Origin of the sequence: Vreelandella zhuhanensis, from assembly GCF_009793355.1 — a bacterium.
GTDB classification, from domain to species: Bacteria; Pseudomonadota; Gammaproteobacteria; order Pseudomonadales; family Halomonadaceae; genus Vreelandella; species Vreelandella zhuhanensis.
Map to the genome: position 1 here is coordinate 16,722 of NZ_WTKP01000011.1, position 22,916 is coordinate 39,637.

Annotated in this window: 24 protein-coding genes; 17 read left to right on the top strand and 7 right to left on the bottom strand. The window is 58.9% G+C overall.

Annotated features, from left to right (window positions below):
* Nucleotides 1-8 precede the first annotated feature (8 nt).
* The 7 genes from surE to lpxL all read left to right on the top strand — a co-directional run bounded on the left by surE (nt 9) and on the right by lpxL (nt 6,856).
* Nucleotides 9-755 carry a 5'/3'-nucleotidase SurE gene (surE, locus tag GPM19_RS13715; protein ID WP_160419587.1) on the top strand — a complete coding sequence of 249 codons (747 nt, stop codon included), beginning with the start codon at nt 9-11 and terminating at the stop codon, nt 753-755.
* Nucleotides 742-1,419, top strand: coding sequence for a protein-L-isoaspartate(D-aspartate) O-methyltransferase (locus GPM19_RS13720; protein ID WP_160419588.1), 678 nt, complete (start codon nt 742-744; stop codon nt 1,417-1,419). Before surE ends, GPM19_RS13720 begins: the two co-directional genes overlap by 14 nt.
* Nucleotides 1,416-2,387: a DUF368 domain-containing protein gene (locus tag GPM19_RS13725; RefSeq protein ID WP_160419589.1), complete on the top strand. Its 972-nt coding sequence runs from the start codon at nt 1,416-1,418 to the stop codon at nt 2,385-2,387. The genes GPM19_RS13720 and GPM19_RS13725 overlap by 4 nt, the downstream gene beginning before the upstream one ends.
* Before the next feature lie 7 nt (nt 2,388-2,394).
* Complete coding sequence (locus tag GPM19_RS13730) at nt 2,395-3,468, top strand: peptidoglycan DD-metalloendopeptidase family protein (protein WP_160419590.1); 1,074 nt, start codon at nt 2,395-2,397, stop codon at nt 3,466-3,468.
* 249 nt (nt 3,469-3,717) lie between these two features.
* The gene (gene rpoS, locus GPM19_RS13735) at nt 3,718-4,692 is read left to right on the top strand and encodes an RNA polymerase sigma factor RpoS (protein WP_160419591.1); all 975 of its coding nucleotides are present in this window, start codon (nt 3,718-3,720) and stop codon (nt 4,690-4,692) included.
* Between the two features lie 130 nt (nt 4,693-4,822).
* A complete protein-coding gene (gene alr / locus GPM19_RS13740) occupies nt 4,823-5,926 on the top strand; it encodes an alanine racemase (protein ID WP_160419592.1) in 1,104 nt (367 codons plus the stop codon).
* A 15-nt stretch (nt 5,927-5,941) separates the two neighbouring features.
* A complete protein-coding gene (gene lpxL / locus GPM19_RS13745) occupies nt 5,942-6,856 on the top strand; it encodes an LpxL/LpxP family Kdo(2)-lipid IV(A) lauroyl/palmitoleoyl acyltransferase (RefSeq protein ID WP_160419593.1) in 915 nt (304 codons plus the stop codon).
* Nucleotides 6,857-6,887: 31 nt separating this feature from the next.
* Here the strand turns inward: lpxL and speD are convergent, their stop codons facing one another.
* From speD to GPM19_RS13765, 4 genes are all read right to left on the bottom strand, one after another.
* Nucleotides 6,888-7,682 carry an adenosylmethionine decarboxylase gene (speD, locus tag GPM19_RS13750; protein ID WP_160419594.1) on the bottom strand — a complete coding sequence of 265 codons (795 nt, stop codon included), beginning with the start codon at nt 7,680-7,682 and terminating at the stop codon, nt 6,888-6,890.
* A gap of 156 nt (nt 7,683-7,838) precedes the next feature.
* A complete protein-coding gene (locus GPM19_RS13755) occupies nt 7,839-8,258 on the bottom strand; it encodes an OsmC family protein (protein ID WP_114485592.1) in 420 nt (139 codons plus the stop codon).
* 87 nt (nt 8,259-8,345) lie between these two features.
* The gene (gene murU / locus GPM19_RS13760) at nt 8,346-9,014 is read right to left on the bottom strand and encodes an N-acetylmuramate alpha-1-phosphate uridylyltransferase MurU (protein WP_160419595.1); all 669 of its coding nucleotides are present in this window, start codon (nt 9,012-9,014) and stop codon (nt 8,346-8,348) included.
* Nucleotides 9,011-10,030 carry an aminoglycoside phosphotransferase family protein gene (locus GPM19_RS13765; protein ID WP_160419596.1) on the bottom strand — a complete coding sequence of 340 codons (1,020 nt, stop codon included), beginning with the start codon at nt 10,028-10,030 and terminating at the stop codon, nt 9,011-9,013. Before GPM19_RS13765 ends, murU begins: the two co-directional genes overlap by 4 nt.
* 70 nt (nt 10,031-10,100) lie before the next feature.
* Between GPM19_RS13765 and GPM19_RS13770 the strand changes: the two genes are divergently transcribed.
* The 7 genes from GPM19_RS13770 to GPM19_RS13800 all read left to right on the top strand — a co-directional run bounded on the left by GPM19_RS13770 (nt 10,101) and on the right by GPM19_RS13800 (nt 17,742).
* Nucleotides 10,101-12,542: an LPS-assembly protein LptD gene (locus GPM19_RS13770; protein ID WP_160419597.1), complete on the top strand. Its 2,442-nt coding sequence runs from the start codon at nt 10,101-10,103 to the stop codon at nt 12,540-12,542.
* Between the two features lie 139 nt (nt 12,543-12,681).
* A complete protein-coding gene (locus tag GPM19_RS13775; RefSeq protein ID WP_160419598.1) occupies nt 12,682-13,368 on the top strand; it encodes a SurA N-terminal domain-containing protein in 687 nt (228 codons plus the stop codon).
* Nucleotides 13,368-14,423 carry a 4-hydroxythreonine-4-phosphate dehydrogenase PdxA gene (gene pdxA / locus GPM19_RS13780; protein ID WP_160419599.1) on the top strand — a complete coding sequence of 352 codons (1,056 nt, stop codon included), beginning with the start codon at nt 13,368-13,370 and terminating at the stop codon, nt 14,421-14,423. The genes GPM19_RS13775 and pdxA overlap by 1 nt, the downstream gene beginning before the upstream one ends.
* A gap of 101 nt (nt 14,424-14,524) precedes the next feature.
* A complete protein-coding gene (gene rsmA / locus GPM19_RS13785; RefSeq protein ID WP_160419600.1) occupies nt 14,525-15,340 on the top strand; it encodes a 16S rRNA (adenine(1518)-N(6)/adenine(1519)-N(6))-dimethyltransferase RsmA in 816 nt (271 codons plus the stop codon).
* Nucleotides 15,341-15,342: 2 nt separating this feature from the next.
* Nucleotides 15,343-15,714, top strand: a complete 372-nt coding sequence (apaG, locus tag GPM19_RS13790; RefSeq protein ID WP_371829368.1) for a Co2+/Mg2+ efflux facilitator ApaG/CorD — start codon at nt 15,343-15,345, stop codon at nt 15,712-15,714.
* 52 nt (nt 15,715-15,766) lie between these two features.
* Entirely contained in the window at nt 15,767-16,588 is an 822-nt protein-coding gene (locus GPM19_RS13795; RefSeq protein WP_160419601.1) for a symmetrical bis(5'-nucleosyl)-tetraphosphatase, read from the top strand.
* Entirely contained in the window at nt 16,585-17,742 is a 1,158-nt protein-coding gene (locus tag GPM19_RS13800) for a tRNA nucleotidyltransferase/poly(A) polymerase-related protein (protein WP_319928130.1), read from the top strand. The genes GPM19_RS13795 and GPM19_RS13800 overlap by 4 nt, the downstream gene beginning before the upstream one ends.
* On the opposite strand, the gene folK is transcribed toward GPM19_RS13800, so the two are convergent.
* Complete coding sequence (folK, locus tag GPM19_RS13805; protein WP_160419602.1) at nt 17,725-18,282, bottom strand: 2-amino-4-hydroxy-6-hydroxymethyldihydropteridine diphosphokinase; 558 nt, start codon at nt 18,280-18,282, stop codon at nt 17,725-17,727. The genes GPM19_RS13800 and folK overlap by 18 nt on opposite strands.
* Complete coding sequence (folB, locus tag GPM19_RS13810) at nt 18,282-18,659, bottom strand: dihydroneopterin aldolase (protein ID WP_160419603.1); 378 nt, start codon at nt 18,657-18,659, stop codon at nt 18,282-18,284. The genes folK and folB overlap by 1 nt, the downstream gene beginning before the upstream one ends.
* Before the next feature lie 88 nt (nt 18,660-18,747).
* Here folB and plsY point away from each other — a divergent pair, with 88 nt between their 5' ends.
* Nucleotides 18,748-19,320, top strand: coding sequence for a glycerol-3-phosphate 1-O-acyltransferase PlsY (gene plsY / locus GPM19_RS13815; RefSeq protein ID WP_160419638.1), 573 nt, complete (start codon nt 18,748-18,750; stop codon nt 19,318-19,320).
* On the opposite strand, the gene tsaD is transcribed toward plsY, so the two are convergent.
* Nucleotides 19,307-20,359 (bottom strand): tRNA (adenosine(37)-N6)-threonylcarbamoyltransferase complex transferase subunit TsaD, encoded by a 1,053-nt coding sequence (gene tsaD / locus GPM19_RS13820; RefSeq protein ID WP_160419604.1) that lies wholly within the window; start codon nt 20,357-20,359, stop codon nt 19,307-19,309. The genes plsY and tsaD overlap by 14 nt on opposite strands.
* A gap of 241 nt (nt 20,360-20,600) precedes the next feature.
* Between tsaD and rpsU the strand changes: the two genes are divergently transcribed.
* The gene (gene rpsU / locus GPM19_RS13825; protein ID WP_160419605.1) at nt 20,601-20,816 is read left to right on the top strand and encodes a 30S ribosomal protein S21; all 216 of its coding nucleotides are present in this window, start codon (nt 20,601-20,603) and stop codon (nt 20,814-20,816) included.
* 164 nt (nt 20,817-20,980) lie between these two features.
* The gene (gene dnaG, locus GPM19_RS13830; RefSeq protein WP_160419639.1) at nt 20,981-22,825 is read left to right on the top strand and encodes a DNA primase; all 1,845 of its coding nucleotides are present in this window, start codon (nt 20,981-20,983) and stop codon (nt 22,823-22,825) included.
* Nucleotides 22,826-22,916 lie beyond the last annotated feature (91 nt).

Here is a 22,916-nt window from a genome sequence, read left to right on the forward strand (position 1 = left end):
TGTGACTGATGCGGCGATTGCTGCTTTCCAATGATGATGGGGTGCATGCTCCGGGTCTGCGCACCTTGTATGAGGCCTTGTTGCCCCACGCCAAGCTGCGTGTGGTGGCGCCGGATCGTGACCGCAGCGGGGCAAGTAATTCCTTGACCCTGTCCCGCCCGCTGGCGCTGATGGCGCTGGAAAACGGCTTCTACAGTGTCGACGGTACCCCGGCGGACTGTGTTTACCTGGGCGTTAACGGGGTGTGGGATGAAAAGCCCGACCTGGTGATTTCCGGCATCAATGACGGCAGCAACCTGGGCGATGACGTGATTTATTCCGGCACCGTGGCTGCGGCCATGGAGGGCCGTAACCTGGGTATGAGTGCGATTGCCATGTCGTTGTGCGGGCGCCAGTATTTCGAGACCGCCGCCCGGGTGGCGGCCACGTTGGTAGGCGCCGCCGATCAGCTTTCCCTACCGCCGCGCAGCCTGCTCAACGTTAACGTGCCGGACGTGCCCTGGGAGCAGTTACGCGGGTTTCGCGTTACGCGCACCGGGTATCGCGGCCCGGCGGACCGTCCTCTGGAAGTGGAGGACCCGCGGGGTCGCAAACGTTACTGGATCGCCGCGGCGGGCGCCAACGCCGATGACGGTGAGGATACCGATTTTGCCGCGGTGAAAGACGGGTATGTTTCCATCACCCCGTTACATACGGATCTGACGCGTTACCCTTCGCGCCAGGATGTGCAGGAATGGTTGGATGCCTTTGCCTGATCCCTCACCAGCTGAATTGCGGGGTAGCGGCATGACCTCCCAGCGTACCCGTGACCGCATGATTCAACGCTTGATCGAGCAGGGTGTACGTAACCGGGAAGTGCTTGATGTCATGGCCCGCGAGCCGCGACATCTGTTTGTCGATGAAGCCTTGGCGCACCGTGCCTACGAAGATACCGCCTTGCCGCTGGGCTTCGGACAGACGTTATCGCAACCCTTGACCGTCGCCCGGATGACGGAGCTTGTGGTGCGGGAATCGCCGTGTCGCGTGCTGGAGCTTGGAACGGGTTCCGGCTACCAGACGTTGATTCTTTCGCGCCTGGTCACGGAACTCTATTCCGTGGAACGCATCCATGCCTTGCATGAACGTGCGGCATTGCGTCTGAAGCGGCTCAAGGCATCAGCGAGATTGGCACTGGCCGACGGCAATCATGGTTGGCCACAGGCGGCCCCTTTCGATGTCATTTTGCTGACGGCTTGCGCCGAAGTGGTACCTCATGAATTACTCGCACAACTCAGCGAGGGTGGCGTATTGATTGCCCCCTTGGCGGATGCCGATGGCACGCAATGGTTGACTCAGCTACGTCGAGTGGGTGAGACCATCGACCGGCGCCGGTTGGAACCGGTACGTTTTGTGCCCTTGTTACAAGGAGTTGTTGGTTGAAGCGTCAAATTGGAGTTTTTTTCAAAGGTGCCGGCATGGGAGCGGCGGATGCCGTTCCCGGCGTGTCGGGTGGCACCATTGCCTTTGTTACCGGTATTTATGAAGAGCTGATTCATACCATTCGGCAGTTCGGACCCAGTGCTTTGGGTGCCTGGCGTCGTGGACGCTGGCCGGGGCTGGCTGTGCATTTGAACCTGTCCTTCGCCCTCCCGCTGTTGTTGGGTATTGCCGCGAGCCTGTTCAGTGTGGCGCACCTGGCCCTGTGGCTGATGGAGGCTTATCCACTTTTGTTGGATGGTTTCTTCTTCGGCCTGGTGGCGGCCTCGGCTCTGGTGGTAGGGGGGGCTCAGCGGGGTTGGAAATGGATCTATCTGCTGCCACTGCTGATAGGTTTGATGCTGGCCAGGGTGTTGCCTTCATTGATGCCTCTGATACTGGTGATCGGCAACGATGCACTGGTCTTGGTGTTGGCCGGGGCGGTGGCCATCAGTGCCTTGCTGCTACCCGGGGTGTCGGGTAGTTTTTTGCTTTTGACCATGGGGCTGTACGGCACCATCATGGACGCTATCCGGGGGCTGGATTGGGGAGTCATGAGCCTGTTCGGGCTAGGCTGTCTGCTCGGATTGATGCTGTTTTCGCGCTTACTGGCGTGGTTGTTGAGTCGCTATCATGGGGGCACATTGCAGCTCCTGTTAGGCTTTATTCTGGGTTCGCTGCCGGTCCTTTGGCCATGGCGCGAGCTGGTGCGTTATCAGCTGGGCCCTGATGGACAGTTGATTCCGTTGACGTTTCGTTATCTTTCGCCGGATGACTATGCTGTGTTGACCGGTACTTCGGCTCAGGTGCCTGCTGTTATCGCACTGATGGTTGGCGGGATTGTATTGGTGTTGTTGCTGAATCGAAAAGCGAGTGCCGGTCGTAGGTTCGGGTCCCATAAGCCCGCTGCGGAAGTGACTGAAAAGGAGTAGGAATTTCATGCATAAAGTATTCATCACATCCGCTTTGGCGCTGGTAATCACCGGCTGTGCCGCCCAGCAAGGAGGGGGGCCTCAGGTACGTGACCTGAGCGAAGCCAGCCGTGCGGTTCAACGTTCATCTTCAGGCTATACCGTAAAGCCCGGAGATACCCTGTATGGCATCGCTTGGCAGCATAATCTGGATTACCGGCAGCTGGCGGCGCTCAATAGTATCGACCCCCCTTATCAGATTCATCCTGGCGATCAGCTGCAGCTGGGTGGTAACGGGGGACAGCCTTCACGTCCCTCAACCGAAATGGGCCAATCCGATGCTACCGTGACGACTCAGTCGCGTAGTGCCGGTGCGGTAGCGACCGGTCTGAATCAAGGTGGTGGCCAGCCAGTGGCTTCGGTTTCGCAGGCTCAAGATCAAGAGCTGGACTGGCTGCTGCCCGATGAAACCGCGATCGAACGCGATAAACGCCAGGCTGACGAGCGTGAGCCGGAATCCGCCACTGAGGCTGAACCGCAAGCCGAGACAGCTTCCGAATCGCAGGTAGCATCCATTAATGAGTCCGAGCCTGTAGCTGAGGCTAAGCCTGAACCCGCACCCGAGCCTGAAACTGTCTCTGAAGCACCCACCGAGCCCGACGTGCAAGACTCGGAGCCACAAGCCGCACCACCCACGCCCCGTGCGGAACGTACCTATACCCCGGTTGAAACCGTGGACTGGCAGTGGCCCGTCGACGGCCAGGTGGTGGGGGGATTCGGCAAGGGAAGCAACGTTACTGCCGGGATTGATATCGCCGGGGAAAAGGGGCAATCTGTTAAAGCGGCGGGTCCCGGCATCGTGGTGTATGCAGGTAGCGGAGTCCGGGGGTATGGCAACCTTGTGTTGCTAAAGCATAATGATCAATACCTTAGCGCCTATGCGCATAATGACAGCTTGCTGGTCGACGAAAACGATGTCGTGGCCGCAGGGGACGTCATTGCCACCATGGGCGACAGTGATGCAGAAGATGTCAGGTTGCATTTCGAAGTGCGTGAGGATGGACAGCCTAAAGATCCCCTGACGTTCCTGCCGTCACGCTGAGGCGATATATCCTGGATTATTGATACGCTAACATCAAGAAATGACGTGATAACTGCCGGTAAAACCTTCCGGCAGTTACAAAGCGGTTGTTAAAAATTACCGGTCCACATAACTCATGCATATGAATGAAATAACTCATAAGAAATGAATGGGTAAAATAATAAACAGCCATAACAATAAGCGCCGATGATAGGCGCAAAGAATGCTTTGTTTGAAGGCGGGCAGGCCCAATCACGGGGGTTTTATACAATGAGTATGCTGGAACGCGATATTCAGGAAGTCGACCTGAACTCCGCAGAGGAAGCGGTGGGCCAGGTGGAGGATGATTCTGGCGTTGAAGAAGATGCTTTCGAGAAAGCATTGGGGCGTGAGGATCGTCAGCACCACAAAAGCCTGGATGCAACGCAAATATATCTCAATGAAATTGGTTTTTCTCCACTTCTGACGCCGGAAGAAGAAGTGTTCTACGGGCGTTTGGCCCGCAAGGGCGATTCGCTTGGACGCTCGCGAATGATCGAATCCAACCTTCGGTTGGTGGTCAAGATTGCGCGGCGTTATCTCAATCGCGGCCTGACATTGCTGGATCTTATCGAGGAAGGCAATCTCGGTTTAATTCGTGCGGTGGAAAAATTTGATCCCGAACGTGGTTTTCGTTTTTCCACTTATGCCACCTGGTGGATACGCCAGACCATCGAGCGTGCCTTGATGAATCAGACGCGCACGATTCGTCTGCCGATTCACGTGGTCAAGGAATTGAATATCTATCTGCGTGCGGCACGGGAATTGACTCAAAAGCTGGATCACGAAGTGACCGCCGAAGAAATCGCCGAGCATCTGGATAGACCGGTCGCATCGGTCAAGAAAATGCTTCGCCTCAATGAACGCGTTTCCTCGGTGGACTATCCAGTGGGCGGCGAGAGCGACAAGCCGCTGATCGATACGCTGTCCGATGACCATGAAAATGGACCGGAAACTTCGTTGGTGGATGATGACGTCAAGGAGCATGTCGACGGCTGGCTTGATGAGTTGAGTGAAAAACAGCGGGAAGTAGTGGTGCGCCGGTTCGGTCTGCGCGGCCATGAAGCCGCCACCTTGGAAGTCGTAGGTGCTGAAATCGGCTTGACCCGTGAGCGGGTGCGCCAGATTCAGGTGGAAGCGCTCAAGAAACTGCGTCGTGCTCTGGAGAAGCAAGGCTTGTCCGTGAACTCGATTTTCGAAAACTGATGGTGTGCGCTTGGCGGCACGCCCTGTGCCGCCAAGGTTAATTTCAAATGTCCTCTTTAATGACCTCGAAAAACCATGATCGTCTGTGGTGGGTGCCTGGCCTAACCATTCTGAATAAGCGAAATATCCGATGCGCCCGTTAACGGCTCATATCGATCTCGACGCCTTGCGTCATAATTACCGCTTGGCGCGGGACTTGGCGCCGAAAAGCCAGGCGTTAGCCGTGCTCAAGGCTGATGCCTACGGCCATGGCGCCTTGGCTTGCGCCAAAGCACTGGAAGACTTGGCCCCGGCATTTGCCGTGGCCTGCCTGGAAGAGGCAGTGGTGCTGCGCGAAGGTGGCATTCGTACGCCGATCGTCCTGCTGGAAGGTATTTTTACTTTCGACGAGCTGGTGCTTGTCGATGAGCTGGGTGTGTGGATGGCGGTACACAGCCATTGGCAGGTGCAGGCGTTGTTGCGGTTTACGCCGCGTCGGCCTATTCCGGTATGGCTGAAAGTGGATTCAGGCATGCATCGTTTGGGGTTTCGTCCTGAAGAGGCGGCGAGCGTCTGGCGGCAATTGTCGGCCGCACCGATGCAGGCCACCAACCTTCACCTGATGAGCCATTTCGCCACCGCAGACCGCTTGGATGACGACTACTTTCAGCGCCAGATGACCTGTCTCAATGCATTGGCTGTCCAGCTCAAGGCCCCTCTATGCCTGGCCAATTCACCGGCTACCTTGGCATGGCCAATGGCACATGGTGCCTGGAATCGCCCAGGTGTCATGCTCTATGGAAGCGACCCCCTGGAAGTGCCCAATGCCGTCAGTCAGCGGCTTGCCCCGGTAATGAGCCTGCGTTCGGAGATCATTGCAGTACGTGAACTCGCCCAGGGTGAGCCGGTGGGTTACGGCGGGCGCTGGCGAGCCTCTCGACCCTCGCGGATTGCGGTGGTGGCCTGCGGTTACGGCGATGGTTATGATCGCCATGCCGTGGATGGAACCCCGGTACTGGTCGAAGGCAAGCGTTGCGCGCTTTCCGGCAAGGTGTCGATGGACATGCTGACCGTGGACATTACCCAGGTGCCCGAGGCGACCATCGGCAGCGAGGTGATATTGTGGGGACGTGCCCTGAGTGGCGAAACGCTGAATATCGATGAAGTGGCAGGTTATTGCGATACCATCAGCTACACCTTGTTGACCGGGGTACTGCCGCGCGTGCCAAGGCGCTATCATGGTGGCCTTTGCTGAGCGGTTGCCTTTTATATGTCTAAACGTCGTTACCCCGCTTCCTTTGCGCATCCGCGTTTCTGGCCCACTTGGCTTGCGATCGGTGCCATGCACCTGGTCGCCTGGCTGCCCTGGCGGCTCAAGCTCTGGCTGGGTAAGGGGATAGGCCTGGCCGCCTGGCGGTTGGTCAAACGGCGCCGGCACATTACCGCCACCAACCTGGCGTTGGCCTTTCCCGAAAAATCCGCTGTCGAACAGCGCCGCCTGGTGCGTGAAACCTTTATCGCCAATGGCATCGGCTTAATGGAAACCGCCACAGCCTGGTGCCGTGATGCCGAGCATCTGCGCCATCGTGTGGCTTGCCGAGGTGAAGAGCATCTGAAGCGGGCCAAAGCCCAAGGCAAAGGGGTATTGATCGTGGGGGTGCATTTTTCGACCCTTGATATGGGAGGCGCCTTGCATTCGTTGTTCTTCGAAGCGGATGCCGTTTATCGCCCCCACAATAATCCGTTATTCGATCGTTTCATGACTCGCTCCAGGCATCGCGTCTTTGGGGAACTGATCGACCGTCACGATCTACGCCGCATGATTCGCTGTATAAAAGCAGGCCGCATCGTATGGTATTCGCCGGATCAGGATTTTGGGCGAGGGGTCAGTGTGTTTGCCCCGTTTTTCGGTCAGCAGGCCGCTACCATCCGCTTGACCACCAAGATCGCGCGCATGACCGGCGCACCGGTGGTGCCGCTGATATTTCATCGCAACCCGGATAATCACACCTATACCATCGAATGGTTGCCGGCGCTCGAAGACTTTCCCGGTAACGATGAAGTGGAGGATGCCACCCGGGTGAATGCATTTGTCGAGCAGGCGATTCGCAAGCACCCAGAGCAATATCTGTGGTTGCATCGTCGCTTCAAGACGCGCCCGGAAGGAGAGCCCGGCGTCTATTGACGCCGGGTAAAGCGAGGCAGGAAGGGGGCGTTCAGTCCACGTTGCGCGAGTAGAAGATTTCCAGCATTTCCTTGCGCAGCCGGCTTTCGATGTCGCGGGCCTCTTCGAAGGTAATGTCGCGCCGGGAGGTGCCGAACAGGTAGTTGTCCAGGGCGAAGTCCTTGAGCAGCATCTTGGTGTGAAACATGTTTTCCTGATACACGTTCACATCCACCATTTGATAGGCATGCTTGGTGTCTTCGGCCAGGTAGTCCTGGATCGAGGTGATGTCGTGGTCGATAAACAGTTTCTTGCCATTGACGTCCCGGGTGAAACCGCGCACCCGGTAATCCACGGTGACAATGTCAGAATCGAAGCTGTGAATCAGATAGTTCAACGCCTTGAGCGGGCTGATCATGCCACAGGTGGACACATCGATATCCAGCCGGAACGTGCTGATGCCATTATCCGGGTGAGATTCCGGGTAGCTGTGCACCGTCACGTGGCTCTTGTCCAGGTGACCGACCACGGTTTTGGGCAAGGGGCCGGGGCCCGGCTGAATCTGCTCGGGGGCGGCATCGTCAAGTTCGTGCTCGGCAATCAGGATGGTCACGCTGGCGCCATGGGGCTCGTAATCCTGCCGCGCGATATTGAGCACATGAGCACCGATGATATTGGTCACATCCTTCAATATCTGGGTCAAGCGCTCGGCATTGTAAAGCTCATCGATATAATCGATGTAGGCTTTACGCTGCTCTTCGGTCTTGGCATAGCAGATGTCGTAGATGTTGAAGCTCAAAGAGCTGGTCAGGTTGTTAAACCCGTGGAGTCGGAGATTATCAGACACGTCCGAGCCTCCTCATGGCAGGTGAAGACACCCCGACGAGCCAGCGCCGGAACCGATAAACACTTATATAAAAATAAGGGGGCGTATTATGCCCGGCCGAGTCGTGCGGCGCACCCGACCAAGAGCATTTTTTTATGACTTTCGCGGAAAAGATGTTCAAACGTCGATAATCTCGAAAGAATGGGTGATATCCACCCCTCCCCGGACCAACATGATCGAGGCACTGCAGTATTTTTCTGCGGACAGCTCGACGGCGCGTTTTACCTGCTTTTCTTTCAACGCCCGGCCACTAACCACGAAGTGCACGTGGATCTTGGTGAATACCGCAGGCGTTTCCTCGGCGCGTTGGGCCTCGATTTCGGCGACACAATCGGTCACGTCTGCCCGCGCCTTGTCGAGAATGTTGAGAATATCGAAAGCGGTACAGCCGCCCATGCCCATCAATAACATTTCCATCGGCCGTGGGCCGGTGTTGCGTCCGCCGTGATCCGGCGGGCCGTCCATCACCAAACTATGGCCGCTGCCGGATTCCGCCACAAACTGTCGACCATCCGTCCATCTGACTCGAGCTTTCACGCACCTCTCCTCGGGTTGGATCACTATTGGTTGGGGGAGGATAGCATTTTTCCCTCGCCTCGCTGCAGGGTTTACATCCATCCGGGCTCAGGGTGCTGCTTGCAGCTGTGTTTCCAGCCGGGCGAGGCGTTCGGGTGTGCCTACATCCACCCAGCTACCTTGAAAATGTTCACCACTAACCCGCTGTTGTTGCATGGCATTTTTCAGCAGCGGCGCCAAGGCAAAGGCACCGGGCGGCAGGCCGGCTATCAGCGCCGGGTCGATCACGCTTAGCCCGGAAAATGTCAGCCTAGGACTGCCTTCCAGTTGAACGCACCCGTTGTGCGCCAAATGAAAATCACCTTGAGGATGGTGGTCGGGATTGTTCACGAGTACCAGATGAGCCATTTTGCCGTCACCGAGCGCGATTGGGTCGGGCAGGTAATCGCACCAGATGTCACCGTTGACCAGCAGGAAAGGGGCATCCCCGAGCAATGGCAAGGCATGACGAATACCTCCGCCTGTTTCCAATGGCTCTCGCTCATAGCTCCAGGCAATGCTGACCCCGTAACGCTCGCCATCGCCCAACGCCTGGATGATCTGCTCACCCCGGTAGCTGACATTGATGACCACTTCATTGACTCCTTTGCGCGCTAAATGTTCCAGGTGATGCACGATCAACGGCTTGCCCGCCACCGGCAACAGTGGCTTGGGGCAGTGGTCGGTCAAGGGACGCATGCGTTTGCCCAGCCCCGCGGCGAGTATCATGGCTTTCACTGGACGTCCTCCCGGCTCAGGCGCTGGTTCAATGCTGGGCGCAGGGTCTCCCTTACCCAGTGCAGAAAGTCGCTATGGGCGGGCAGGGTGGCCAGGCTATCCTCCAGATGATCGAGAAAATGCGGCAATCGCCAAAGGTAACCGGTCTTGTGATCGCGCAAGGTCAGGCGGCAAAAAATCCCCAGCACCTTGAGGGAGCGTTGGGCGGCCATGGCCTGAGTCTGGTGCTCGAAGGTTGCCTGGTCGATGTCTGCAGCCAGACGGCCATCGCGTCGGGCCTGATGGTAAAACTCGCCGACAAGGGCACTGAAGGCCTCAGGGAAAAAACGGCAATAACGCCCACGCAGCAGCGATATCAAATCATAGGCAATGGGTCCGGCCACGGCGTCCTGAAAATCGATCATGTACAGCTGATCCTCGTAGAGCATCAGGTTCATGGCATCGAAATCCCGATGCACGCTGACTACCGGCTGGCTCAGGGCCGTCTCGATCAGTGCCTTGCGTACGGCCGGCCAGCTGTCGGGCGTGTCTATTCCCAGCCAGGCGTTGAGGCACCAGTCGGGGAAAAGATCCAGTTCACGGCCCAGCAAGGCAGCATCGTAAGCCGGCAAGGCGCTGGGATCGGCGCGGTTCTGCAGGGCGGCGATAACCGTCAGTGCCTGGGAGTGACGTGCCAGGGTGTCGGGGTGCTCGGTGGCCCTGAACGCATGCTGCAGAGGTGTCTCGCCCAGATCCTGAAGCTCGATGAACCCTTGTGCCAGATCATGAGCGTAGATGATCGGCACCGCCAGCCCGGCGGCTCGCCAGCGTTCGGCGATGGCGATGAAGGTCTGGGAGTCTTCCTGCTCGGGAGGGGCGTCCATCAGCATGCGGCTTACGCCTCCCGGCAGGGTGAAGCGAAAATAGCCCCGAAAGCTGGCGTCGCCACCGGCTGGAGAGAGCGTAAGGGCGCTAACAGGCAAGCCGTGTCGCTCGGCTGTCCAGGCGGTCAAGGCATCGAATCGTGAAGAGGACATGCAAGCTCCTTGCTGGTCGGGCATCATGCGGACTGTATAATACCGATTCTCGATGCCAAGGATAACGGACATGGGCAAGCGACTTTCGCGCACGGCACCGATTTCGCGAATGCTGGGGGCTGGCTTGCTGGCAAGTGCATCGCTGAGCCCTGCCTGGGGGCAGGGCGACGAACCCACGGCGGAACAGCTTGATTGGCACCCTTGGGAGGGCGCGGCCGCAGAAGGACAGCTATGTCGCGGACGTTACGTCATGCCGGCATACCGTCTGTCAGCTGCGCCCGACCCCGAGGCTCTTTCGCTGGAAGCGGATGCGCTGAATTATGCCACCGGCGGAGACGCTCTGTTGCGTGGTGATGTGGTGCTTCGCCGCGGCGATGCCCAACTGGAAGCCCAGTCATTGAAAATCCCTGCGGACCGCGAGCAGCTGTACGCAGAAGGAAAGCTTTCCTTGCGGGATGGGCGCGTCCTGGTGCGCGCTGAACGAGCGGATATGGCATTGAGCGCCGATCGCGCGACGCTGGAAGATACCGCTTATGTGTTCTACGACCAGCATATTCGCGGCCAGGCGGCCCAGTTGAAGCAGACCGGGGAAGATCGCTATCGTCTGCGTGATGCCGGTTTCACGACCTGTGATCCGGGTGACAATACCTGGCGTCTGGTGAGTAGCGACATCAAGCTCAATCAGGCAAGTGGCGTGGGTACCGCTCGCCATGCCCGGCTCGAAGTCAAGGATGTGCCGGTGTTCTATTGGCCTTGGCTGCGTTTTCCGCTGGATGATCGTCGACAGACGGGTTTTCTGTGGCCTTCCTTGAGTGCTTCCGGGGACGGGATCGATTATGCCCAGCCGTTTTACTGGAATATCGCGCCTGATCAGGATGCCACTTTCGTTCCGCGCTGGTTGTCCGATCATGGCTGGTTGCTGGGCGGTGAGTACCGTTATTTGCGCGAGGCAAGCGCCGGGCAGATCGAGGGGGCCTGGCTTTCCAGTGACGATGGCGGCTCCGGCGGTGGCGCCAATCGTTATGCCGGAGAGGATCGCTGGTATATCGATGCCACCCATGCAGGGCGTCTGACCTCACGCAGCGATTATCGCCTGCGTTACGGCGGCGCCAGCGACGGGCGCTACTTCGATGATTTCGACAGAGGCATCGACGGAGACTCGAGAGTCAGCATGGAACGGCTGGCTCAGGTGGATTATCGCGGTGAACGCTGGCAACTGGACGCCCGTGCCCAGGGGTTTCAGCGTCTGGAAGACCCGCTTGCCGATAACGACAAGCCGTTCTACCGCCTGCCCAGCCTGACCGCCAACGCTCAATGGCAGTTTGATAACGGCCTGTATTCCGAATGGCGCTCCAATGCGACATATTTCTGGCGTGACGTGGACGAGACCGTCGTGCCGGAGCGTGAGGCGGCCATCGGGTCGCGGCTGCATCTTACCCCGGTAGTCGGGTGGCGTTTCGAGCGCCCCTGGGGTTACCTTGAACCACGTACCGAACTTTGGCATACCGCTTACACGCTGGATTACGGTGATCGCCCGACGCAGCGCAGCGACACGCCGACGCGTAGCGTGGCGTTGAGTTCGGTGGATGGCGGCCTGGTGTTCGAGCGTGAACTGGCGCTGGGCGGGCAGGATTACCGCCAGACGTTGGAGCCACGTCTCAACTACGCCTATGTGCCGCGTACCGATCAGCGTGACCTGCCCGATTTCGACAGTCGTGAGCGGACGTTTTCATGGGACCAGTTATGGTCGACCCGGCGTTTTTCCGGCGCCGACCGCGTCGGGGACCTCAATCGCCTCTCTTATGCGCTGGAATCGCGCCTGCTGGAAGACGACGCTGGCGCTGAGCGGCTTTCGGCAGGGGTGGGGCAGAGTGTGTATTTTGCCGATCGACGCATCGACATCGACGGTGACCCGGACAAGTCGCGCCGCGACGAGTATCTCACCGAGGCGCGCTATTATCAGGCGACCCGCGAGCGTTCGCCACTGGTGACCCGTCTGGACTGGCAGATCACCCCACGCTGGAGCGCGGGTTATGAATGGCTTTACGATGATCAGCGTAACCAGACCGAGCGCTCTTCTGTCGAAGCTCGCTACCGGCATCCTGACGGTCATGTACTGAACCTCGGGTATCGCTGGGAAATCCAAGGCTTCGACCCGGGCGTTTTGCCGGGTGATGATGCCTATCGGGATTACAACCGCGAAGAGATAGATGTTTCCTTTGCCTGGAAAGCCACGCCACGCCTGGATTTGATCGGACGTTATCTTCACGATCAGACGCATCAGCGTTCGCTTGACCAGTTGGCCGGTGTGCAGTGGAATGATTGTTGTTACGGCCTGCAGCTGGTGTGGCGTGAGTGGGTGGACGATAACGACACCGCGCGCGTGGAAGATGACTTCAGTGACCGGGGAATTTTCCTGCGTTTTGTGTTCAAAGGCTTGGGTGGCATGGGACAACATTCGGGCGGTGCTTTCGAGCAGGCGATCCCTGGTTATCGTGCGACGCAGTTCTAGAGGCTTTCCTAGGAGCCCGGTTACCTGGATTCGCTGCCCTGTTCGATTGAGCCAGTTCTATTGAGCAAGACCGATCGAGCCAGACGCTTACTCTCAAGAGACGTTTTATATGAACGAAGTTTATAAGAGCAAACGTTATATGAACAAACGAAATCCATTGATGTGCAGCACAAAGATCACCACGCTGGGACGCGTTCTGGGGCTGGCTTTGTGCCTGGGGATTGCTCCGATAACCTTGCAGGCGCAGGACTTTCAATCCACGGAACGACGTGTGCTCGACCGTATCGTGGCGGTGGTCGATGACCGTGCCATCATGCAAAGCGAACTCGATGACCGATTGCAACAGGTGCTTCGTCAAGCCGAAGGGCAAGGTGCCAGTTTGCCGTCCCGGCCAGCGCTTCGAGAGCAAGTGCTGGAGCGCATGGTGATAGAGGAAATCCAGTTGCAAAAGGCTCGCGAAGCCAACTTCAGCGTGGATGAAACCGAGCTCAATCAGCAAGTGCGGCGCATTGCTGAATCCAATGGCATGAGCCTGGATGAATTCGCCGATGCGCTCGAAGCCGACGGCTCGTCCCTGGCCGATGTACGTGAAGACATTCGCCGTGAAATGCTGATTCGTCAGGTGCAGCAGCGCCAAGTGGGGGGGCGCGTGTCGGTCACCGAGCGTGATGTCGAGCGTGCACTCGAGCAGTATCGCCAGGATGCCAGCCAGGAAGTACAGCGTGAACAGGTACGCCAGGCGCTGTTCCAGCGGCGTGCCAATGAGGCGCTGGAAAACTGGCACCAGGAAATCCGTTCGCAAGCCTTCGTCGATATCCGCCTATAATGCCTGGCTTGGAACACGCCCGCCCCCGGCTGGTTTTGACCACCGGTGAGCCTGCGGGTATCGGTCCCGAGCTTGCCCTGATGCTGGCCGTCACCGGCGACCTGCCCTCAGGCACTGTCGCCATCGGCGATCCTGAAATGTTGGCGGCGCGTGCCCGCCAGTTGGGTTTGCAGGTGCGGATCAGCGTCAGCCAACCCGGCAAGGCTCTGCCTGAAAGCAGGACCGGGGTGCTGGCGGTATGGCCGGTGTTTCTGGATGAACCCGCCATTCCCGGGGTGCTCAACCCGGCCAATGCCGATTACGTGCTGCAAACCTTGAATGTGGCGGTGAAGGCATGTCTTGCCGGCCATGCCCAGGCAATGGTAACGGCCCCTCTGCATAAAGGGGTGATCATCGAGGGCGGGCACCCGGAATTTACCGGCCACACCGAGTTTCTGCGCGATGCGTGCCAGGTGAGCGAAGTGGTCATGCTGCTGGCCACCGATCGCGCCCTACACAGCCAGGTGCCCGGCTGGCAGGGTGCAGGCGACTTGCGAGTGGCGTTAGTCACCACGCATTTGCCCTTGCGTGAAGTGGCGGATGCGATCACCGTCGAGCGATTGAGGCGGGTGGTGCGCATTCTGGAAACCGGCTTGCGGCAACAGTTCGGTATCCTGGCGCCACGGATTGCGGTGTGTGGCTTGAATCCCCACGCCGGTGAAGACGGCCATCTGGGTAATGAGGAGCAGACCATCATCACGCCGACCCTGAGCGCCTTGCGCGCTGAGGGGCTGGACATTCATGGTCCGCTGCCCGCCGATACGTTGTTTACTCCGCGCCACCTGGCGGGCGTGGATGCGGTACTGGCGATGTATCACGACCAAGGGCTGGCGGTGTTGAAATATGCTGGCTTCGGGCGGGCGGCCAACATTACCCTGGGTCTGCCGCTGGTCCGTACCTCGGTGGATCACGGCACGGCGCTGGATCTGGCCGGATTGGGCCAAGCCGATCCTGCAAGCCTGAAGGTGGCCCTCAATCTGGCAGCCACCCTGGCAGGTCGCAAGCGGCTCGGTTAACAGCGGAAACCGTCGGCTTTCAGTGCCGTTCAATCCTGGTGTCGTTCAATTTCAGCGGCATTCAATGTCAGTGTCACTCAACTTCCAAGGACAGCGTTTTCATGTCTCAAGTGCCGGTTCATCGCGCCCGTAAGCGCTTCGGTCAAAACTTCTTGCGCGACCCGGGCATTATCTCGCGGATCGTGCGTTCGATCGCCCCGCGTGCCTCCGACCGGCTGGTGGAAATCGGCCCCGGCCAGGGCGCGCTGACTGAACCTTTACTCGACGCCGCCGGGCATCTGGAAGTCATCGAGCTGGACCGCGACCTGATTCCCGGCCTGCGAGTGCAATTCTTCAACTATGCTGATTTCGTGATTCACGAAGGCGATGCGCTCAAGTTCGATTTCGCCGCCCTGAAGGGCGAGGGGCCGGCACTGCGCGTGGTGGGTAACCTGCCCTACAATATTTCCACGCCCTTGATCGTGCATCTGCTCTCCATGGGGGATGCCATTGGCGACATGCATTTTATGTTGCAAAAGGAAGTGGTCGAGCGTCTGGCGGCACAGCCGGGCGGCCCGGACTGGGGGCGGCTTTCGGTGATGGCGCAGTATCACTGCCGGGTCGATCAGTTGTTTGTGGTGCCGCCGGAGGCGTTCGTGCCACGCCCCAAGGTGGACTCGGCGATCGTTCGCTTGACCCCGCATGCTGAACTGCCGCATACCGCTCAAGACACTCGGGTGTTGTTCGATATGGTGCGCACGGCCTTCGGTCAACGGCGCAAAACATTGCGCAACAACCTCAAAGGGCTGATTGCCGCCGAGCAACTGGAGAGCTTGGGAATCGACCCTGGGCGCCGGCCGCAAACCTTAACCGTGGAAGAGTACGTGCGGATCGCCAACCATCTGGCGGCAAATAATGCCGCGAGTCACGAGGAGTGAGTGTGTCGGACATCGGCGTCACTATCGAACCCTATTACCGCAGTGAAGAATCCAGCGAATCCGAGTCACGCTATGTCTTCGGTTACACCGTGACCATTCACAATACCAGCGCTCATAGCGTACAGCTCATGGCGCGTTACTGGAAAATCACCCAGGGCAATGGAGAGAATCAGGAGGTGCGCGGCAAGGGGGTGGTCGGCCAGCAACCCTTGATCGGCCCCGGCCAGCGCTTTCGCTATACCAGCCGCGCGATTTTGCAAAGCCCCGTGGGCGTGATGGAGGGGGCTTATACGTGTTTCGATGTCTCCACCCAGCAATCCTTCGATGTACCCATCGCGCCCTTTCGGCTGGCGGGGTTGAATCAAATTCATTGAACGCGACCAGGCGCCAGGAAGGCTCTGGTTAACGTGACCGAAAAGGCTGAGCATGACCACGTATGCGATAGGTGATTTACAAGGCTGCCATGCGGAACTGGTGGCGCTTCTCGAGGCGATTGATTTCAATCCGGCTCATGATCGGTTATGGCTGGCGGGAGACCTGGTCAACCGTGGCCCCGGTTCGCTCGAATGCTTGCGCGAGGTCAAGGCATTGGGCGCTGCCGCTTGCTCGGTGCTGGGCAATCATGACCTTCACCTTCTGGCGGTGGCGCGGGGCGGTGGCAAGCTGAAAAAAAACGATACCCTGCTGCCTATTCTCGAGGCGCCGGATCGAGAAGCGCTTCTCGACTGGTTGCAGGCATTGCCCTTGAGCGTAAGGCATGGCGATACCCTGATGACCCATGCAGGCTTGTTGCCTCAGTGGACGCTTGATCAGGCTGAAGCACTGGGGGCCGAAGTCAACGCTGCCTTGACCGGAGAACGCGCCGGCGCCTTTTTGAAACAGATGTACGGTAATCAGCCGCGTCGCTGGCGCCCTGAGCTTGAAGGCATCGAGCGCCTGCGCATGATCACCAATGCTTTGACCCGCATGCGTTTCATCGATGCCGAAGGGCGCTTGGATTTCGAGGCCAAGGAAGGGCTGGATAGCGCCCCGAAAGGGTTCGCCCCCTGGTTTCAATTTGCCCGGCAGGATGATCCTTATCTGATTTTCGGGCATTGGGCGGCGCTGCAAGGGCGGCTGCCCAAGGCCAAGGTGCGCGCCGAGGCTCTGGATACCGGCTGCGTATGGGGAGGCAGCTTGACCGCACTTGACCTGGAAACCGGCAAGCGGATCAGCGTGCCCAGCCAGCAGACAAGGGAAAAATCATGACGTCGGCTGCGCAACGTGATCGGCGGCTTGCGGGACTGGAGGTCTATCGTGTCGGCGGTGCGGTACGTGATGATCGCCTGGGATGGCCGGTCTACGACAATGACTGGGTGGTGGTGGGTGCCACGCCGGAAATGTTACGCAAACGCGGTTTCAAACCGGTAGGGCGGGATTTTCCGGTATTCCTGCACCCGGAAACCCATGAAGAGTACGCACTGGCGCGTACCGAGCGTAAGTCCGGCCATGGCTATGTAGGCTTCAGCGTCCATGCAAGCCCTGATGTGAGCCTGGAAGACGACCTGGCGCGGCGCGACTTGACCATCAATGCCATGGCGGAGACCCCCGAGGGCGAGCTGGTCGACCCTTACGGGGGGCTGGCGGACCTAAAGGCACGGGTGCTGCGCCATGTGTCGCAGGCTTTCGTGGAGGACCCCTTGCGGGTATTGCGCACGGCGCGGTTTCTGGCCCGTTACGCAGGGCTGGGGTTCGTCATTGCTGAGGAGACGCAGGCATTGATGATGGAGCTTTCGCGTAGCGGTGAGCTTGAACATCTGGCTGCCGAGCGGGTCTGGGTCGAAACCGAAAAAGCCTTGGGCGAACCCCAGCCCGAAGCTTACTTTCATGCGCTTTCGGCCTGTGACGCCCTTTGCGTGCTGATGCCGGAGCTTGTTGCGGCTGGGGAGGCTTCGCTTGAGACGGCGCTGGCGCGGCTGCATGAAATCCCCCTGTCCGGTTCGCCGAGCGTGGCGCATTGGCGTTATGCCAGGCTGGTAGAGCATTTGACGCCCGAGGCTCGCCAGTGCCTTGCCGAGCGCTTGCGCTTGCCCAAGGTAGTCGCCCAGCTGGCTCGGCATAGTGCCGCAAGCCACCGGTTACTGGAGCATGGGCGTCGGGGAGAGGTGACGGTGGAAGCGATAATGGCGTGGCTGAACAACCTTGATGGTTGGCGTAAGCCCCAGCAGATCGAGGATCAGTTGGCGTTTATCGAGTGCCAGCAGCCGCACCTGGCGGAACATGTGCAACGGGCCTGGCAGGCTGCACGTGGTGTAGAGCCACGCGACCTGCTGGCCGCCGGCTACAAAGGGGGGGAGTTGGGCGAAGCCTTGAAACGAAAGCGACGTGATGCGGTAGCGCAGGCATTATCGAGCAGCGCTTAACCGGGCGTTATTTAGGTGAGCGTCGGCGTAACGCGAAAGCCATCTGCCTTGCCAGCGAAAGTCCACCGGCCACAGGCGTTGGCTGCCCATCGAGAAATTTTTCCATAACGTTGCGTAAGCTATTCCGCTTTGCGGATGGCGGGCGTCAGGCATTAACTCGGTGAGCGGTTGTAGCACAAAGGCGTTCTGAGTGATTTCGCCACGTGGCAGTGTCACGCCGTCGATGAGGCCGCACAGCTCGCCTACGGTAAGAAGGTCGATGTCCAGAGCGCGTGGACTGTATTTGGGCGTGTCCGGACGACGCCCATGTTGGGCTTCCAGGTGCTTGGCCCAGGCGTGGAGCTCGCCGGGGGTGGCGTTGCTGTAAAACGCTACCACCAGATTGTAGAAATTACGGCTATCGAGAAATCCCACCGGTTCGCTTTCAAACACCCCGGATATGGCAAGGTTGCCGAAACGTGCCTGGAGGGCATCGAGACACAGGCGGATATGCCGCTCCGGCTCGATATTGCTGCCTAGACTGACCGTCACTTGCCTCATCAGCTTGGCTCCTGCTCGTGAGAAGGACGTACGCCTCGGGTAATCATAATACCAACACTTTTCGCCCTGGCCACCGCGCCGGGCTTGCGTACCGTCAGGCGTAGCCAGGCAATGGGAAATTCATTGCGCAGGCATTCGGCCAGACGTTCGGCGAAGGTTTCCACCAGGGCGAATTGATGTGCATCGGCAAACGCCTGGATTCGCTGACAGATGGCGGCATAATCCAGGGTCAGACGCAGATCATCGGTGGCGGCCGCCGAGCGAATGTCGCTAGCCAGTTCAAGGTCGAGTTGCAGTGCCTGAGTGATCGTACGTTCCCAGCCATAGACGCCGATGATAGTGTCGACATCCAACGCTTCGATCAAGATGCGATCCATGAGCCTTCCCCTTTCAATCAGCCGGCTGATTGTACGTGAGGACGCCGTCGAGCGACAGACGAACCAGGCAGAAAGCGAGCGGATAGTCATGATATGGATACTTGTGGGCTATTTATGCGGAAGTTGGTTGGCGGCGCTGAGCGTTTGTCGTTGGGCCGGCGTGGTGGACCCACGACAATGCGGGTCCTTCAACCCTGGCGCCTCCAACGTTCTGCGCACGCACGGCTCGCGCTTGGCGCTGATGACCGTGATATTGGATGCCCTCAAGGGCATGCCGGTAGTGGGATTAGTCAAATGGCTAGGCATGCCGGTATGGTTGCAGGGTGCGGTGGGGCTTGCCGTATTACTGGGGCACAGTTATCCGCTATGGCATGGTTTCCGCGGGGGCAAGGCGGTGGCAAGCGCCTTGGGTGTGCTGCTGGTATTGGTGCCCGAAGTGGCGCTGTTGGGAGTGCTGAGCTGGGCGCTGATGGCCTGGTGGTTGAAAAACCCCGGCCAGGCGTCGATTGTCAGTGCGTTACTCACGCCATTGTTGAGCCTATGGCTAACGCCTGAATATACCGGGATAGTGGTTGTCTTCAGCGTTCTGGTGCTGGTACGCCATTGGCATAATTTGCGTCGTTTGCGCCGAGATGTCGCTTCTCGTTTCAAGGAGCCTTAGACGGGGCAGTCAAGGTTTCCAGCGGCCAGCGGGGGATGGCAAGCATGGTGTCGGCGTCTCGTTCGCCGGCCAACAGGCGCTGAGCGCCCACGTAGGCAATCATGGCGCCGTTATCGGTACAGAAGCGTCCGCGGGGATAGAACGCTCGGGCGTTACGCTTGGCGGTTTCCTGCGCGAGCCGTTCGCGCAGGCGCTGGTTGGCACTCACGCCTCCCGCCACCACCAGCCGTTTCAGGCCGGTCTGATCCAGGGCGCGACGACATTTTATCACCAGGGTATCCGCCACGGCTTCTTCGAAGGCGCGGGCGATATCGGCCCGGGCCTGCTGGTCAAGTTCCCCATCGGCTTCCAGGCGGCGAATCGCGGTCAGCGTATGCGTCTTGAGGCCCGAAAAGCTGAAGTCCAGCCCCGGACGATCGGTCATGGGGCGCGGAAAACGAAAGCGTTTGGGGTTACCCTGCTCGGCCAGGCGTGCCACCTGAGGCCCTCCGGGGTAAGCCAGCCCCAACATCTTGGCGGCCTTGTCGAAGGCTTCGCCGGCGGCGTCGTCGACCGACTCACCGAGCAATCGATAGCGCCCCAGCCCTTGCACTTCCACCAACTGGGTGTGCCCACCGGAGACAAGTAGCGCTACGAATGGGAAAGCCGGTGGCTCGTCTTCCAGCATGGGCGCGAGCAGATGGCCTTCCATGTGATGGACGCCGAGAACGGGAATACCCAAGGCGCGAGCCATGCCGTGCGCGGTACTGGCGCCTACCATCAGGGCACCGACAAGGCCGGGCCCTGCGGTATAGGCAATCCCATCAAGCTCCTGGCGGCTGAGCCCGGCCTCATCGAGGACCTGGGTAATCAACGGCAATAGTTTGCGAGTGTGATCGCGGGAGGCCAGCTCAGGCACCACGCCGCCATATTCGGCATGCATGGCGACCTGGCTGTAGAGCGCATCGCCCAGCAAGCCGCCCTGGTTATCGTTGACGCTGGTATCGTAAAGCGCGACGCCGGTTTCGTCGCAGGACGTTTCAATGCCCAGTACGCGCATGCCTTGATTCTCGACTGCAGAGGTAAAGAGGCCGAAGTCTAGCATTATCGACAGGCCGCGGGGACAGGCGCAGCGTTATTCCATGAAACCAGAAGTCAGTACATTGTTTGCAATGCAGGGCATGCAGGACTAGACTATTGTGCGCTGTAAACCTGGGTCGTGCATTGTGTGTTCTAAGCTTATATAAGCGCAATGTGCGTGCTATCCGAACTCAAGACTCCTTAAGGTAGGTGAGTGCTTAATGCCTTCTGTTAAAGTACGTGATAACGAGCCGTTTGACGTCGCGCTGCGTCGCTTCAAGCGTTCTTGCGAAAAAGCTGGTGTTCTGTCTGAAGTGCGTCGTCGTGAAAACTACGAAAAGCCGACAGCGGAACGCAAGCGTAAGGCGGCAGCTGCTGTCAAGCGTCATGCCAAGAAGATTCAGCGTGAACAAAAGCGCTTCGAACGGCTCTATTGATCCGTACGGGGACAACTGAGTCGTTTTGATCGGTTGTCTCAAGAGGGATGCCAAGCGGCCGCCACTAGGTGGCCGTTTGTTTTTCGTTTTGTTAGATCTTCTTGTCGTGCCGCTCAGGTGCTGCGGGAATGAAACAACGCCTCAGGCGAGGCCACTGGCAACCTATGGCGGGTCAGATTCCTCAACGTTTCATTGATGACTTGCTCGGCCGCGTCGATGTGGTTGAAGTTGTCGGTGAGCGTGTGTCGCTGAAAAAGGCGGGTCGTAATTACTCGGGTCTGTGTCCGTTTCATCAGGAAAAGACGCCCTCCTTCACCGTCAGTGCCGACAAGCAGTTCTATCATTGCTTTGGCTGTGGCGCTCACGGTAACGCCCTGCGTTTCCTGATGGAATATGACAAGCTGCTGTTTCCCGACGCAGTGGAGCATTTGGCGGGGCGCCTGGGCCTTGAGGTGCCGCGGGAAGGCGCAGATGACCCCCATGCCAAGGGGCGTGAAAAAAAACGCCGGGAGGGCGTCAATCTTCTCGAGCTTGCCGCAAGTTTTTATCGCGAACGGCTGGCCATGCAGGAAGGTGCGGCGGCGCGCGATTACCTGAAGCGTCGCAAATTGTCGCAGGAAGTGGTCAAAACCTATGGGATTGGCTACGCTCCTTCCGGGTGGGAAGGGCTCAAGCGACATTTGAGCGAACGCGGTATCGCCGAGCCGGTTCAGGTGGAGTACGGGCTACTGATTCAGCATGAAGACAGTGGACGTACCTACGACCGATTTCGTGACCGGGTCATTTTCCCTATCCGTGATGTTCGCGGCCGCACTATCGCTTTTGGCGGGCGGGTCATGGGGGACGCTCAGCCGAAATACCTGAATTCTCCGGAAACGCCGGTATTTCACAAAGGCCGGGAACTGTACGGCTTGTACGAAGCGCGCCAGGCGAACCCGCGCCTGGAGCAGGTGGTGATCGTCGAAGGCTATATGGATGTCGTGGCGTTGGCCCAGTACGGTATCCAAAATGCAGTCGCGACATTGGGAACTGCAACCACCGAAGAGCATCTAATTCGATTATTCCGCTTGGTCAGCCGGGTAGTATTTTGCTTCGATGGCGATCGAGCGGGACTTCAAGCGGCAAGCCGGGCCTTGGAAACCATTCTACCGTTGATGCTCGATGGCAGAGAGGCACGCTTTCTGTTCTTGCCGGATGGTGAAGATCCCGACACCTTGGTGCGCCGTGAAGGTCGTGAGGCGTTCGCGGACCGTGTGACCTGTGCCATGCCGCTTTCGGAGTTTCTCTTCGAGCAGGCGGGGCAAGGCCAGGCGTTGTCGGGGGTGGAAGGGCGTGAACGCTTTGCCACCAAGGTATTGATAGCGCTGGCAAAGGTACCAGAAGGCGTACTCAAGTCGCTGTTGTTGGAAGAATTGGCTCGGCGCAGCGGGCTGTCCCGTCAGCGCCTGGGCGAATTGCTGGCGCAGCGCGAGCAACAGGCCCAGACAGCCAGGCGCTTGCGCGAGGTCGGCCCTTCGGAGCAGAAAGAAGCTCAGGTAGTGAGTCGCCGGACGCCAACGGTGCCGGCAAAAGCATCTGCGGGAGCCTTGAGCCCTTTGGCGCGTATCGTGCAATTGCTTTTGCATGAACCGGGGTTGATGGAGGTCCTGCCCGATGAAGAGGATTGGCTGCCCGAAGATGACCCGGATGCCTTGTTATACTCTGCCGTGGCGAAACTGCTCAGGGCGGGGCGCTACCGCAGTACCCAGGTGTTACTGGCGCATTTTCAAGGCAGCCTGGAGGGGCAGCGTTTGACCAGCCTGGCGCGGCGTGAACTGTTGATTCCCAAAGCCACACGGAAAGCGGAACTTACGGGATTGCTGGAACACTTCGAAAAGCGCCGGCGGCGACAGTCGCCGCAAGAGGAATACGACGCCTTGTTGGCCCAGGAGAGGGCGGGGAAGCGCCTCGATCACGTCCAGCGTCGGCGTTTGGCGACCTTGGTCATGGAGCTTTCACAGCGTTCCTGATTTAAGCGTGTTGGTGAAGCAAGGGTGTCGATAAAAGGCCTCCTTGCAGTGATGTTTTCCGGTAGAGGGGTTGAATTCTTGCCTGACCATC